Here is a 15768-nt window from a genome sequence, read left to right as displayed (position 1 = left end):
ATTAACCTAACTATGAATATTAAACAATTATCAAAGAAAAAAATAAAATACAATCTTGTGTTTTTATTTTTCCTCAATTTCCTTTTGAGTACTACTATGAACGCTCAGTCGACGGTGGTAGAAGGAAAGATTACTGATGCTGCAGGATTATCACTTCCGGGTGTAAATATCCAGGAAAAAGGAACTAAAAACGGAACTTCGACAGATTTTGAAGGAAGTTTTAAAATAAATGTTGCAAGCAATAAAGCAGTTTTGATTATCAGCTATTTGGGTTTTCAGACTCAGGAAGTTAGTGTTGCCGGAAAATCTAAAGTAAATGTAAGTCTTTCAGAACAATCCAATTCGCTTAACGAAGTTGTGGTTGTAGGTTACGGATCTGTAAAAAAGACAGATTTAACCGGAGCAGTAAACACTTTATCCGCTGCAAAAATTACAGAAAGAAATGTTACGAACCCAATGGAAGCAATTCAGGGGGGAATTGCCGGAGTTCAGGTAACGTCTAATTCTGGCCGAATTGGTGATGGTTTCAACGTTATTATTAGAGGTGCAAACTCTATTAATAAAGATGGCTCTAAACCACTTTTTGTTGTCGATGGTGTTCCAACCGATAATATCGACTTTTTGAATCCGCAGGATATTGCCAGAATGGATGTCTTGAAAGATGCTTCTTCGGCAGCGATTTACGGTTCAAGAGGAGGAAGCGGAGTTATAATTGTTACGACCAAAAGCGGTACAAATGCCAAAGCCGGTGTAACAGTTTCTTATGATAGCTCTTACGGAAACAAACAAGCGGTGAGATTGCCTAAATTAATGAGTCCTGAAAAATGGTGGTATTATCATCAATCGGCGTTTTTAGCGACTACAATTTCGGCTTCGAATCCAACATTTAATGATATCAATCCAACGGAATTGAATACGGCAGTTGGTCAGGCAGGAACAAATCCGGTTTTGTTTCAAAGAGTAGCTAACAACCAAAGTTATAATTGGCAGGACGCAGTTCTAAAAGGTGGAATGACTCAGAATAATTATCTGAATATTACCGGTCGTGCCGATAATGGTTTGTCTTATAACATAGGTCTTGGTGTACAAAAAGAAACCGGAGTTATTGACAATGAAGGTATCGATAAATACAATTTTAAGGCAGGTTTGAATCATAAGATAAACGATAAAATTTCGTTTGGAGTTAACCTTACGATTTCTAAAACCGATGAACAATTAGGAAGCGCAACTGCAATGCAGGAAGCTTTTAGACAAAATCCTTTTACATCGCCTTGGGCAATTGATGCCGATGGAAACGAAATTGTTGGGACTTATGCACAACAACCGGGAACATTAAAATATCCTAACGGAAGTCTTGCAATCAATAAAACAGGTTCATATAACCCGCTTTTGGAAATTGCAAATTCTGCAGATGAAATCAAAAGATTTACTACAATTGGTAATTTATTCGGAGAGTATAAATTTACAAATTGGCTGTCTTTTAAAACGACTTTTTCAGCAGGTTCTATGAATGCAAGAGAAGGAAGATCACTTGGTGCTCAAACAGATTTTGGACTTAAAAACAAAAGTTTACCGTCTGGAGATGTGACCAATGTTCAAAATTTTAATTATACTTGGGACAACCAATTTAATATCAACTATACATTAAAAGAAAATCACGTTTTCAATGTTTTATTACTTCAGAGTTTCTACTCTAATACTACTGAAACTTATTTTCAATCTTCAAGAGAAAATCCTTTCGAAACAGGATTTTACAATTTGGGTTCAGGAGCACAGCCAACTTACAATTTAACGCCTTCGGGATCTATTGCTATAATTCCGTCAGGAGTATTTATTCCATATTCTAAAAATACATTAGAATCTTATGCAGCGCGTTTAAACTATACTTACAAAGGACGTTATTTATTAACAGCATCAGTACGTTATGATGGTTCTTCTGTTTTATCTGACAGTAATAAATGGACAGCATTCCCTTCTGTAGCTGTGGGTTGGAATATCAATCAGGAATCATTTTTGAAGAATGCTACTTTTATTTCTAATTTAAAATTAAGAGGAAGCGTTGGTTATACCGGAAACGATAATGTTTCGCCATATTCAAGTTTAAGTGTTTTAAAAGTGCCGACTTATTATGATTTTAACGGTACTGCGGCAAACGGTTATACTTCTTCAAGTTTAGGAAATACTGATCTTACGTGGGAAAAAACCAGAGAGGTGAATTTAGGTTTAGACTTCGGATTTGCTAAAAACAGAATCTCAGGAAGTGTAGATGTTTACGATCGTTTATCAAAAGATTTATTGTTTCAACAAGCATTACCGTTAGAAATTGGAGTTCCTACAATTACTTCAAATGTGGGTTCTATCAGCAATAAAGGTATTGAGGTTACTTTGGTAACAAAAAATATTCAGACTAAAAATGTGTCTTGGGAAACCAGTTTTACTTTCACTAAAAACGTAAACAAATTAGAATCTATTTACGGACAAGATAAAGTGGATGATGTTGGAAACAATTTATTTATCGGCGAAAACATTCACTCGTACTACAATTATGTTTTTGATGGCGTATGGCAGGAAAGCGAAGCTGCAAAAGCTCTTTCTTATGGTCAGAAACCTGGAGAAGCAAGAGTAAAAGATTTGAATAACGATGGTAAAATAGATGCTAATAATGACAGAGCTATTTTAGGAAATTACGATCCAAAATGGTCAGGAAGTTTTTCTACGACATTAAAAGTAAAACAATTTGATTTGTCTATGTCATTGATCACCAATCAGGGAATGACTGTATTTAGTGGTTTCCACGATAATTTTGCCGATGTTACGGACAGAGGTCGTCAAAAATTAGATCTTGATGATTGGTACATTCCTGCAAATGGAGCCGGTATTGCGCCACAATATTCAAACACAAACCCGTTACCGCGTGGAGCAGGAGTTTATTATGATACTAATAACGTTGCTTTTTACAAAAATGCATCATTTGTTAAAGTTCAAAACATAGCTTTAGGATATAGTTTGGACAATGATCTGGTAAATAAATTGAAACTTAAAAGCATGCGTTTTTATGTAAATGTGCTGAATCCGTTTGTAATTACACCTTATGAAGGGTACGATCCGGAATGGGCAACTGCGGCTTTAGCAGTGAATCGTGTGTCGACAATGACAGTTCAAATGGGATTAAGTTTAAAATTTTAAATTAGAAAAAATGAAAAAATTAATAGTAGCTATACTAATACTTGGAACGACACTTAATTCTTGCTCCGATTTTATTGAGGAAGACAATCGTTCTTACGGTTCAGCAGAGCAATACTTTTTGACTTCTGCAGGTTTTGAGTCCTTAATAAATACAAATTACGCGACTTTAAAAGATATTTACGGAGGTGATCCGTGGTTGTTTGAAGCAGGAACAGATATGTATTCTGAAGGAAGAAATCAGGAACCGGAAGGACTTGCAAAATATTTGACCTTATCATCGTCATCTGCAGGAGTAGATCAATTGTACAGAACTTGTTACATCGCCATTCAGCAAGCTAACAAGGGATTGTATTATTCGACTCTTACGGAGAAATCAAGCACGTTGGATACCAGAATTGGAGAGCTTAAATTTTTAAGAGCAAATGCTTATTTTCTGTTAGTTCAAACTTATGGAGGAGTTCCGCTTGTTTTGGAAAACATCAATACAGCAGTAACTTCATTTGACAGAAATTCGGCAGAAGAAATATATACTCAGGTTTTAAAAGATCTTAACGAAGCGCTTCCGGCGGTTAGCACTGCAGCTTATAATGGAAGAGTTAATAAAAGAGCGGTTCAGGATTTATTGGCAAAAGTATATTTGACAAAAGGGTATGAAACTTTTGGAACTCCGGCAGATTTTACAACAGCTGCTGCATTGGCAGATGAGGTAATTGGCGGACAAGCATTGGCAGTTTCTTTTGATAATGTGGTAAAACCAGGAAACGAAATGAATGCTGAAACCATCTTTTCAGTTCAGTTTTCAGCTGCTTCAAATGCAACGGGAACTACAGCTTTAGGAAGTTCGCAAAACTATTGGTTCAGTTCGTATTTAGGAGCTGCAGCGGCAGGAAATCCTTATCCTAACAGAAGTTACACACTTTGTCCTACGGTTTATGCTTTGTCATTATATGAAAAAGGAGATAAACGTTGGGAAGGGACTTTTATGAACGAAATCTACAGCAGATATTATGATTATTATGATGTAGCCGACAAAGCTGCTTTGAAAATTACAGATTTCTACGAGCCAAAATGGTTTACAACGGCAGATAGAGATGCGTGGGTATTAGCAAATACGTCAAGAATGGTAGATCCGGCAAAATTCAGATACCACAATTGGGGAACTTATTCGTCAGCAGCGGCTTCAGGAGGAGATTACAACTTGATTCCGGTTCGTAAATTCGATGATCCAAAAGCACCTTACAGCGGTGCAACAAGTGCAAATTATAATACAACACCAATAACGCCAGCGACAAACAGAAGCAGCACACGTGATTTTATTATATCAAGACTTGGAGAGACGTATCTAATTGCCGCAGAAGCTTATTTTAAAGCAGGTAATACTGGAACTGCATTAGTACGTTTAAACGAAGTAAGAAGAAGAGCAGGAGGCGGAGTAGCAGGAACAATTCCGGTATTGACGTCAATTGATATCAACACAATATTAGACGAAAGAGGTAGAGAATTATTAGGTGAATATCACCGTTGGTTCGACTTAAAACGTACAGGAACTTTGGTAGAAAGAACCGTTTTATACAACCCTAAAGTTACATCAACAAATGCTTTTGCAGGAAAAGCTGGTAATCTTAAAATTTTAAGACCAATACCACAATCAGCATTAGATTTGAACAGAAGTAAAAATTATCCTCAAAACCCGGCATATTAGTAATTTGATAAAAGTTATGCCATAGATTAAATTTATTAAAAAAGATTCTTTGCCACGAATTTCACGAATTCTCACTAATTAATCGTGATGATTTATGATAATCGAACATAAAAAATCATTTTAATCTTTGGAATCTGTGGCAAATAAAATGGCAAAAGTAATGTCACAGATTAAGCACAGTGATTTGCGAAAATTTGTGCAATTCGTGGCAAAAAAAGAATCTAAGTTTTTATAATTAGTGTTTTTGAAGAAGTTAAAAAGGAGTTTGATCGCATATCAAACTCCTTTCTTAACTAAGAATTGAAGTTTTAGAAATGAATAAAATAGTACTGTTTTTGGTATTGTATGCAACAACAATTTCTGCACAAAACAATTTTGCGGTCGATACTTCTTATACCATAAAGAGCACTTATAATAAATTGATTAAGCAATATCCATTTATCACAATTGCGGAGTCAAAAAAAGATAAAAAGGTTACTGAAATTTATAATCTTGTTTACAATCAAAAGCAAAATAGAGCATTACATTTAGATGCTTATTTTTATAAAAAAGAAAAACTAAATCCGGCCGTAATTATGATTCATGGCGGTGGCTGGAGATCAGGAAATAAAAGTCAGATGCAGGTTATAGCACAGGAAATAGCGTCAAAAGGATATTCTTGTTTTGCAATTGAATACAGATTATCGCTTGAAGCGAAATATCCGGAAGGGATTTATGATATTAAAAATGCAATTAAATTTATAAAAGATAATGCTAAAAAGTTTCATGTAGATCCAAACAAAATTGCAATTTTAGGATGCTCTTCGGGAGGTCAAATGGCAGCTTTGATTGGTACAACAAATGGAGATTTAGCTTTTGAAGATGCACTGAATAAAAGTAAATCTTCATCAAAAGTAAATGCAATTATCGATGTAGATGGAATTTTAGCGTTTAAACATCCGGAATCAAAAGAAGGAGAAATGGCGTCATTTTGGTTAAAAGGTACTTATGAAGAAAATCCGGAGAACTGGAAAAATGCTTCGGCTTTAAGCCATACCAATAAAAATACGCCGCCTATATTATTTATAAACAGTAGTTTTGATAGGTTTCATGCCGGAAGAGATGATATGATTACCATTTTAAAGGAGAGTGGAATTTATAACGAAGTAAAAACAATTGAAAAGTCACCACATTCCTTTTGGTTTTTCCAACCTTGGTTTGATGAAATGATACAGTATACAACACAATTTTTAAACAAAATATTTAAATAAATTTTATAAAATGAAAATAGTAATAACCTTATCAGCGGTATTATTTTTTGGACTTTCGGCTTGTAAAGCACAAAATAAATACGACATTAAAACGGCTAAAACCTATGCTGAATTATCCGTAAAAACAGATGGAAAATGGGAAGGCAGAAAGTACATTGGTGGAACCGTTTTTAAAAACGTTGATAAACTAAAATTAGCACCGGAACATACAGATCATTCTTTTGATATTCGTTATGAAGGTCCGGGTTGGGAAAACAACAGAATTGGATATCGTTTGTATTTAGACTGGAGAAATGCAATAGATATTTTCGGAAAAAAGACATCAGCAATAGTTTTGCCACAAGTTGGTCAGGATAATTTTGATTCGTATCATGAAATGAGCGATTGGGGAGCTGACATTCTGAAAGCCGGAAAAGGAATCGGAATTGGGTCAATTGATCGTTATCTAAACAACGAAAAACTGCATTTTCATGAAGTAGATTCAACTTTGGCAAATGTCGAAAATAAAGGAAATGAATCGAAAGTAAAAGTTCGTTACTACGGATGGAAAACAGCTTCTGATAAAATTGATTTTACTACAGAATTAACCATTAAACCGGACCAGCTTTATACAGAACATAAAATTCAGGCTTCAAAAGAAATTAAAGGAATCTGCACCGGAATCGTAAAACAAAAGAATGCTGAATTACTTAAAAAAGAAAGCAAGAATAAAAAGTGGGCTTATCTGGCAACTTATGGAGAACAGTCTTTAGTTCCGGATAAATTAGGAATGGCAATTTTTTATCAAATAAATGAAATTGAAAATGTTGCCGATACGGATTTAGATTATCTTATCGTCTTTAAACCAACAACCAAAGCACATTCTTTTTACTTTTTAGGCGCGTGGGAACAAGAACAAAACGGAATTAAATCGAAAGAAGAATTTGTAAAGTATTTAGATGAAAAACTGGAATTATTGAATAAGAAAGGTAAAATGTAAATTTTGTTTTGCCACTCCCGATAGCTATCGGGATAAAAGGATTAAAAAGATTTTTTTTCACGCAGATTCTGCAGATTTAAGCAGATTTAATTTGAAAATAAATTGCGAATAAGTATCTGCGCATATCTGCTTAAATCGTTTTAAAATCTGCGTGAAATAAAAATGCCACAGATTAAAAGGATTAAAAAGATTTTTTTTCACGCAGATTCTGCAGATTTAAGCAGATTTAATTTGAAAATAAATTGCGAATAAGTATCTGCGCATATCTGCTTAAATCGTTTTAAAATCTGCGTGAAATAAAAATGCGACAGATTAACGGATTAAAAATAAAATCTGCTCAATCTGCCAAACCTGCGAGAAAAAATAATACAAACAAATTCCATGCTTAAAAATGTTTCCATAAAATATACCAATTGGGTAATTGTTTTTCTTCTGTTCAGCAGTAGTTTAATAATGGCGCAAAATAAATATGCTATTTCTAAAGATTCAAAATGGTCTGAAAAAACGGCACTTTCAATTTTAAATAATTATCCGAAAGCCTGGCAAATTGATGGAAACGAAAAACCTAAATGGGATTATAAAATGGGTTTTTTATTGTTTTCTTTTGAGAAATTATATCAGAAAACAAACGATTTAAAATACCTGAATTACATAAAAGAATATGCGGATGAAATGATCGACAGTTCTGGAAATATTAAAAAGTATGACGAGAAAGAATACAATATTGATTATGTAAATCCGGGCAAAATTCTTTTTAATTTATATGATTTGACGAAAGACAATCGGTATCAAAAAGTAATTGTTCAATTAAGGAAACAACTCGAAAATCAACCCAGAACGGCAAGCGGCGGATTTTGGCACAAACAAATTTATCCCAATCAAATGTGGATTGATGGTTTGTATATGGCAGAACCTTTTTATACACAATATACGGTTAAGTACGAAAATGGAAAAAGTCTGGATGATATTGCCAAACAATTCGAATTGGTTCAGAATCATTTGGTAGACAAAAAAACGGGTTTGGTTTATCAATGTTGGGACGAAAGCAAACAAATTGCGTGGGCAAATCCGGAAACGGGAACATCGCCAACAATCTGGGGACGAGGAATTGGATGGTACATGATGGCTTTAGTGGAAACACTGGATTATTATCCAAAATCACATCCAAAATATAAAACTTTAGTAGGTTATTTGAATCAGATATCAAAAAGTGTGTTACAATATAAAAGTTCTTCAGGATTATGGTATCAAGTGGCAGATAAACCGGAATTAAAAGGAAATTATTTAGAACCTTCTGCTTCGGCGATGATTATTTATGCTTTGGCTAAAGGCAGTAATAAAGGTTACTTAGCGTCAAATTATAAAAAAACGGCACAGAAATCATTCGATGCTTTTGTAAAAGAATTTGTAAAAGTTGGAGAAACGGGAGAAGTAAATATTGTAAACGTTTCACCAAGTGTTGGTCTGGGAGGAAAACCTTTTAGAGACGGTACAAATGAGTATTATATTAGCGGAAAAACAAAAGATAATGGTTCTCCGGCTTTAGTGGCATTTTTACTGAGTGCACTTGAATTAGATAAATAGAAGTAAAAAATATAATAAAAATGAAAAATAATAAAAGACAAGGTTATTTAGCATCCGTTTTATTGATTTGCGCAATGACTTTTACGAGTTGTAAAGTAACTTCACAAGAACCGGTAAAAACTGATATTGTTATTTCTAAGGATATGAAATGGTGTGATAGAATGGCTTTAACGGTGATGAAACGTCATCCTGAAGCCTATATGATCGATGATGCCAAGACTCCAAAATGGGATTATGTTCACGGTCTGGTTTTGCACTCGATTGAAGAATTGTACAAACAAAATCCAGATCCAAGATATCCGGTTTATATAAAAGGATATGTAGATTCTTTTGTTGAGAATGACGGAAGTATTAAAACTTATGATCTTGATAATTATAATATTGACATGGTTGTTTCCGGTCGTTTACTTTTTAAAGTTTATGAAACTACTAAAGAAGAAAAATACTTAAAAGCACTACAATTGTTGCGTAAACAATTAACGGAACAACCAAGAACAGAAAGCGGTGGATTCTGGCACAAAAAAATATATCCAAACCAAATGTGGTTAGACGGTTTGTATATGGGAGAACCGTTTTATGCAGAATACACAACAGCTTTCGAAAACGGAAAACAATTAGACGACGTTGCAAAACAATTTGAATTGATTCAAAAATACGCGACAGATCCTAAAACAGGTTTATTGTATCACGCTTGGGATGAAAGCAAACAAATGGCTTGGGCAAATAAAGAAACGGGAACTTCGCCAAACTTCTGGTCAAGAGCCTTAGGATGGTATGCTATGGCGCTTGTGGATGTTTTGGATTACTTCCCTAAGGATCATCCCAAACAAAAAGAGCTTGTGGGATATTTGAATAATGTTTCGGAAGCTTTGGCAAAATATCAGGATAAATCGGGTTTATGGTATCAGGTAACGGATAAAGGAAATAAAGAAGGAAATTATCTTGAAGCATCAGGATCATCGATGTTTGCTTATGCTTTTGCAAAAGGGGCAAACAAAGGATATTTGCCTTCAAAATATAAAAAATTAGCCAATAAAGCTTTTGATGGTTTGACGAAACAATTGATAAAAGTCGATGCCGATGGAGGAATTACCTTAACACAAGCTTGTGCCGTAGCGGGTCTGGGCGGAAAACCATATCGTGATGGTTCATATGAATATTATGTTAAGGAACGAAAAAAAGACAACGATCCTAAAGCAACCGGACCTTTTATTTTGGCTGCTTTAGAATTGAATCGATAATTTGAAAATATGGAATGAACGTAAAGTGTGTCATTTCGACGGAGGAGAAATCACACACGGGATTCGACAAAGATTGGCGATTTTGATTATGGAGTTTCTTTATGTGATTTCTCCCTTCGGTCGAAATGACAAATTAAACGAAAATATTCTCCTGAAAATGAGTGCCCTAGCCCCGATAGTCCCGATCCCGAAGCTTCGGGACGGGAGGAAATCCTTTTATGGCGGTCCCGAGGCTTCGGGAGCCATAAAAGATTGAAATGGATTGCTTCGCTAGTTCGCACTTTCAGGCTCGGGTGCGGGAAATAGCTCAAAAAAAATATAAAAACAACAATGAAAAACACAAAAGTCCTTTTCCTTTTATGGTCAGTATTCGTGATGCAAAATATTTTTGCTCAGGTTTGGGTACCGGATAATGGAGATGGAACTTATACAAATCCGATAATTCACGCAGATTATTCGGATCCAGATGTTGTCAGGGTTGGAGATGATTTTTATATGACAGCTTCTTCTTTTAATTGTATTCCGGGATTACCAATTTTACATTCTAAAGATCTGGTAAACTGGAAAATTATAGGATATGCACTTAGCAAACAACCGCCATTTGAAACGTATAATAAAGTACAGCCTGGAAATGGAGTTTGGGCACCGAGTATTACTTTTCATAACGATGAATTTTATATTTATTATCCTGATCCTGACTTTGGAGTTTACATGATAAAAGCCAAAAAAGCAGAAGGACCTTGGTCAGAACCACTTTTGGTAAAAGCGGGATTAGGTTTGATAGATCCAAGTCCGTTATGGGATGATGACGGAAAAAATTATTTGGTTCATGCCTTTGCAGGAAGTCGGGCGCAAATTAAAAGTCTGTTGGTCGTTTGCAGCATGAATGCTGACGGAACTGTTATCAATAATGATGAGGTAATGGTCATTGACGGACATGAAACTGAAGGGACTATTGAAGGCCCAAAATTCTATAAGCGAAATAAGTATTACTATATTTTTGCTCCTGCCGGTGGCGTTGCTACAGGTTGGCAAACGGTTTTGAGATCAAAAAATGTTTATGGCCCTTATGAAAAGAAGAAAGTTCTCGAACAAGGAAAAACAACTATAAACGGCCCACATCAAGGTGCGTGGATACAAACACAAACCGGCGAAGACTGGTTTATACATTTTCAGGATAAAGGGGCTTATGGACGAATCGTACATCTCGAACCTATGAAATGGGTGAATGATTGGCCAGTTATGGGAGAGGATTTCGATAAAAACGGAATTGGAGAACCAGTTACAAGATTCAAAAAACCAAATGTAGGAGGAAAATATCTGATAGAAGTTCCTGCAACATCTGATGAATTTAATGAACTTAAATTAGGTTTACAATGGCAATGGCAGGCAAATTCTCAAATCAATTGGGGATTTCCGACGAGTTTGGGATATTTAAATTTGTTTTGTTTGCCAACAATCAAAGACGATCAGAAAATATTTGATGCACCAAATTTATTGATGCAAAAATTCCCCGCTGAAGAATTTTCGGCTACAGCCAAATTAACTTTCAATGCGAGAATAAATGGAGAATCGACCGGACTTATAATTATGGGATTGGATTATAGTTATTTGTGTTTGAAGAATGAGAACGGAAAATTATATCTGAATCAGAAAACAGGAACGTTCGATAAAAAAGTTTGGGAAACGGAGACAACACCAATTTCTATAAAAGACAATATAATCTATCTGAGAGTAAAAGTTAAAAAAGGAGGTATTTGCAGTTTCTTTTATAGCTTAGACGATAAAAAATACCATTCAATAGGAAATGGATTTGTAGCCAAAGAAGGAAAATGGATTGGCGCTAAAGTAGGACTTTTTGCCTTGAGCGAAAAAATTACAAATGACTCTGGAAATGTTGCCGTCGATTGGTTTAGGGTAACAAACTAAAAAATAATAAAACACAGTAAATTGACATAATGTTTTAGTTTTTCGAAAAAAACGGGTTGTATAAATCACTTCTGTTGGATTAACTTTAAAAATTGACACTGGAATACGTTTGTAGGAAAAATAATAATTTAAAATAGGGTTAAAATGATTTTGTTGAAAAAAAAGCTTAAAACATTAAGTTTAAAAACATATTAAAATGATTGGAATAAAAAAATACATATTCTTGGTTTTATGTGGCATAAGTTTTATCGCAAACGCACAGAACACGTTTAAAAACTGGCCAGATATTATTCGTAAAAATGATGCGGCTTGGTTTGCTTCGGCGGAAGCCAAAAACATTGCGGAGAATGTTTTGCTTTACCAAAGAAATATTGGCGGATGGCCAAAAAATATTCAGATGCAAAATCCGCTTAGTGAGATGGAGAAGCAAAAACTAATTGCTTTAAAAACTGATTTGCATGAGATTACAACAGATAACGGTGCAACGTGTCAGGAAATGCTTTTTATGTCTAAAATATATGCACAGGTTAAGGACGAGAGATACAAAGATTCTTTCTTAAAAGGACTAAATTATTTGTTTGAAGCCCAATATAAAAACGGTGGATGGCCTCAGTTTTACCCTCTTAAAAAAGGCTATTATACGCATATTACTTACAATGATGATTCAATGGTTAATATATTGAATATCATGAAACAAGTAGGTGAAGAAACTGATTTTTATAGCATTAAACCATCAAAGGAAATTGTCAAAAAAGCCAGAAAATCTTTTGATATAGGAATTGATTGTATCTTAAAAACGCAATACAAACAAAACGGAATTTTAACTGCTTGGTGTGCCCAGCATGACGAAAATACTTTGGCTCCAGCCAAAGCACGAGCCTACGAATTACCTTCGCTAAGCGGAAAAGAATCGGCTAAGATTGTTTTGCTTTTGATGTCGATCGATAAACCTACTTCGGAAATTATTACAGCGGTTAAAAGTGCTCAGGCTTGGTTCGAGAAAACTAAAATCACAAATCTTGAAGAGAAACGAGTTCTAAATGACGAAGAAAAAATCATTGACAAAAAAATGATTGTTATACAAAATACAGCACCAATTTGGGCAAGATTTATGGAGTTGGACAATAACGAACCATTCTTTTGCGATCGCGATGGTGTAAAAAAGAAATCATTGGACGAGATTGGTGCAGAACGCAGAAATGGATATGCATGGTACACGGATGAACCAAAAGAAGTCCTTAAAAAATATCCGGCTTGGGCGATTAAAAATGGTGTAAAAGTCTCTTCAAAAGAAACATCGGATAAAAAAAAAGATAACTTAATAACGGTTGCATTAGACGGTTCCGGTGATTTTACAAAAATTCAGGATGCTATAAATGCTTGTCCATCATTTCCGTATGAAAAAGTTACCGTCTTTATAAAAAACGGAATCTACAATGAAAAAGTTCGGATTCCGGAATGGAACACACATTTGGCTTTAATTGGAGAAAGTAAGGAGAATACGATTATTAGTTTTGATGATAATTTTTCGAAAATCAATTCAGGTCGAAACAGTACTTTTTTTACCTACACGGTTTTAGTAGAAGGTGATGATTTTTCGGCTTCCAATTTGACGATAAAAAACGCTTCTGGCGATAACGGGCAGGCGATTGCACTGTCTTTGGTGGCAAATAGGGTTCAGGTTTTAAATTGTAATATTCTGGGAAATCAGGATACTTTGTACTTATCGGGAAAAGATGCAAAACAATATTTTAAAGAATGTTATATTGAAGGTACAACCGATTTTATTTTTGGAAGTGCGACTGCTTTATTCGAAAACTGCGTGATTCATAGTCTTAAAAATTCCTATATCACTGCGGCTTCAACACCTCAGGATATTGTTTTTGGTTTTGTTTTTAAAGATTGCAAACTCACAGCAAATCCATCAGCAACGACAGTTTACTTAGGAAGACCGTGGCGTATTTATGCAAAAACGGTTTACATCAATTGCGATATGGGAAAACATATAAGACCTGAAGGCTGGGAAAACTGGTCAAAACCCGAAGCAGAGAAAACGACTTTCTATGCTGAGTATAATTGCAAAGGCGAAGGTTTTCAGCCCGCAAAAAGAGTTACCTGGTCGCATCAGCTTCAGCAGAATGAAGCAGATAAATATACAATCGAAAACATTCTGAAAGACTCAATTGCAAATTGGTATTCGAGATAAAAAGATGGCGCACGGATTTGGCGGATTAAACGGATTTATACTGATTTTTTATTATTTAAAACGTGTAAAATAAACCCGCGAAAATCCGTTAAAATCTGCGGGCTAAAAAAAGCAACAATTATGAATTTGAAATATTTAATTTTTCTGTTGATTTCCTGTATTTCTTTTGCTCAGAATGGTGATTTTCCCTCTGCAAAAGTAGATTCGATTGTCAACAGAATTCAGCTTCCGGTGTTTCCATCTTATCAAATTAATGTTGCAAGATTGGGCGCAAAAGGAGATTCTGTAACCAATAATAAAGTGGTATTTGACAAAGCAATGGCGCTGTGCAAAAAGAACAATGGTGGAACTATTATTGTACCAAAAGGAATTTATAAAATCAACGGTCCAATTCATTTTGTGAGTAATGTAAATCTTAAATTAGAAAAAGGAGCAAAACTTAAGTTTAATGACAATCCGCAGGATTATTTGCCAATGGTTTTAACTAGTTGGGAAGGTACAATGCTGTACAACTACAGTCCGTTAATTTATGCATACAATTGTAGTGATATTGCCATTACAGGCGAAGGAACTATTGATGGAGAAGGAGGAAAGATCTGGAAAAGTTTTAAAGCTAAGGAAGAGGCGGGAAAAAACAGAAGCCGCGAAATGAATCATAATGACATTGCTTTAAAAGACAGAAAATTTGGGGAGGGTTACTTTTTACGTCCGCAAATGATTCAGTTTTTTAATTGCAGGAATATTTTGGTCGGAAATATCAGCATCGAAAATTCACCTTTCTGGTGTTTACATTTACTGAAATCACAAAGTATAACCGTTCGCGGAATTAGTTATAAATCTTTAAATTATAATAATGACGGCATCGATCCCGAATATGCAAAAGACGTTTTAATAGAAAATGTAACCTTTGATAATGGTGATGATAATGTGGCAATTAAAGCCGGAAGAGATCATGAAGGGAGAGCAAATTTTGCTACTCCAAGTGAAAATATAGTAATCAGAAATTGTAATTTCAAGGGACTTCATGGCGTTGTTATTGGAAGTGAAATGTCAGCGGGAGTTCAGAATATTTACGTCGAGAATTGCAAAACAATTGGTTACTTAAAAAGAGGAATTTATCTGAAAACTAATGCCGACAGAGGAGGTTTTATCAAGAATGTTTTTGCTAGGAACATTCAATTAGATGAAGTAGAAGATTGTTTATATATGACGGCAAATTATCACGGCGAGGGTCATGGTTATCAATCGGAGATATCAAATATTCACTTTTCGAATATTAGCTGCAACAAAGCAACAGAATCGGGTATTGTAATTCAGGGATTTCCGGACAAAAAGATTCGGAATATCACTTTAAGCAATATTGAAATTAAATCAGCTAAAAATGCCATTTCAAACGAAAATGCTGAAAATGTTTTAATGACAGACGTTTTTATAGGAAAGAGAGCGACGGTTCCTACCTCGGTAAAATAAGTTTTTGAAGGTTCAAAGGGGCAGAGGTTCAAAGGTGCAGAGGTTCAAAGGAACAAAGGTTTAAAGGGACAAAGGTTTTCCGTAGAGACGCACAGCAGTGCGCCTATTTTAAGAACAAATTATCATAAAAAGTCTAAGCAAATCTAAGAAGTCTAATATCTAAGAAGTCTAATATCTAAGAAGTCTAATATCTAAGAAGTCTAATATCTAAGAAGTCTAAT

The 15768-nt window shown here is 34.8% G+C and carries 9 protein-coding genes; all 9 read left to right on the top strand.

Features of this window, described 5'->3' with window-relative positions:
- Window positions 1-12: 12 nt before the first annotated feature.
- The 9 genes from CHB81_RS09010 (at window position 13) to CHB81_RS08965 (ending at window position 15547) form a co-directional block, all read left to right on the top strand.
- Entirely contained in the window at window positions 13-3186 is a 3174-nt protein-coding gene (locus CHB81_RS09010; RefSeq protein ID WP_089351568.1) for a TonB-dependent receptor, read from the top strand.
- Between the two features lie 10 nt (window positions 3187-3196).
- Entirely contained in the window at window positions 3197-4888 is a 1692-nt protein-coding gene (locus CHB81_RS09005) for a RagB/SusD family nutrient uptake outer membrane protein (RefSeq protein WP_089351567.1), read from the top strand.
- 314 nt (window positions 4889-5202) lie between these two features.
- Window positions 5203-6138, top strand: a complete 936-nt coding sequence (locus CHB81_RS09000; RefSeq protein ID WP_089351566.1) for an alpha/beta hydrolase — start codon at window positions 5203-5205, stop codon at window positions 6136-6138.
- Window positions 6139-6148: 10 nt separating this feature from the next.
- Window positions 6149-7117 (top strand): DUF4861 family protein, encoded by a 969-nt coding sequence (locus CHB81_RS08995; protein ID WP_089351565.1) that lies wholly within the window; start codon window positions 6149-6151, stop codon window positions 7115-7117.
- Window positions 7118-7498: 381 nt separating this feature from the next.
- Window positions 7499-8701: a glycoside hydrolase family 105 protein gene (locus CHB81_RS08990; protein WP_089351564.1), complete on the top strand. Its 1203-nt coding sequence runs from the start codon at window positions 7499-7501 to the stop codon at window positions 8699-8701.
- A 20-nt stretch (window positions 8702-8721) separates the two neighbouring features.
- Entirely contained in the window at window positions 8722-9942 is a 1221-nt protein-coding gene (locus CHB81_RS08985) for a glycoside hydrolase family 105 protein (protein ID WP_089351563.1), read from the top strand.
- A gap of 330 nt (window positions 9943-10272) precedes the next feature.
- Entirely contained in the window at window positions 10273-11871 is a 1599-nt protein-coding gene (locus CHB81_RS08975; protein WP_089351561.1) for a glycoside hydrolase 43 family protein, read from the top strand.
- A 196-nt stretch (window positions 11872-12067) separates the two neighbouring features.
- Window positions 12068-14077: a pectate lyase gene (pelA, locus tag CHB81_RS08970; protein ID WP_089351560.1), complete on the top strand. Its 2010-nt coding sequence runs from the start codon at window positions 12068-12070 to the stop codon at window positions 14075-14077.
- Window positions 14078-14197: 120 nt separating this feature from the next.
- Window positions 14198-15547: a glycoside hydrolase family 28 protein gene (locus CHB81_RS08965; RefSeq protein WP_089351559.1), complete on the top strand. Its 1350-nt coding sequence runs from the start codon at window positions 14198-14200 to the stop codon at window positions 15545-15547.
- Window positions 15548-15768: the final 221 nt, after the last annotated feature.

Source organism: Flavobacterium sp. ov086 (assembly GCF_900187965.1).
GTDB lineage: Bacteria > Bacteroidota > Bacteroidia > Flavobacteriales > Flavobacteriaceae > Flavobacterium.
Note: the sequence above shows the minus strand (reverse complement) of the source record. Positions and strands in the feature narration are given on the sequence as shown.

Bases quoted from the DNA above. Each gene is read 5' to 3' on its own strand.
- CHB81_RS09010 (WP_089351568.1), top strand. From the start codon at position 13: ATGAATATTAAACAATTATCAAAGAAAAAAATAAAATACAATCTTGTG.
- CHB81_RS09005 (WP_089351567.1), top strand. From the start codon at position 3,197: ATGAAAAAATTAATAGTAGCTATACTAATACTTGGAACGACACTTAAT.
- CHB81_RS09000 (WP_089351566.1), top strand. From the start codon at position 5,203: ATGAATAAAATAGTACTGTTTTTGGTATTGTATGCAACAACAATTTCT.
- CHB81_RS08995 (WP_089351565.1), top strand. From the start codon at position 6,149: ATGAAAATAGTAATAACCTTATCAGCGGTATTATTTTTTGGACTTTCG.
- CHB81_RS08990 (WP_089351564.1), top strand. From the start codon at position 7,499: ATGCTTAAAAATGTTTCCATAAAATATACCAATTGGGTAATTGTTTTT.
- CHB81_RS08985 (WP_089351563.1), top strand. From the start codon at position 8,722: ATGAAAAATAATAAAAGACAAGGTTATTTAGCATCCGTTTTATTGATT.
- CHB81_RS08975 (WP_089351561.1), top strand. From the start codon at position 10,273: ATGAAAAACACAAAAGTCCTTTTCCTTTTATGGTCAGTATTCGTGATG.
- pelA (WP_089351560.1), top strand. From the start codon at position 12,068: ATGATTGGAATAAAAAAATACATATTCTTGGTTTTATGTGGCATAAGT.
- CHB81_RS08965 (WP_089351559.1), top strand. From the start codon at position 14,198: ATGAATTTGAAATATTTAATTTTTCTGTTGATTTCCTGTATTTCTTTT.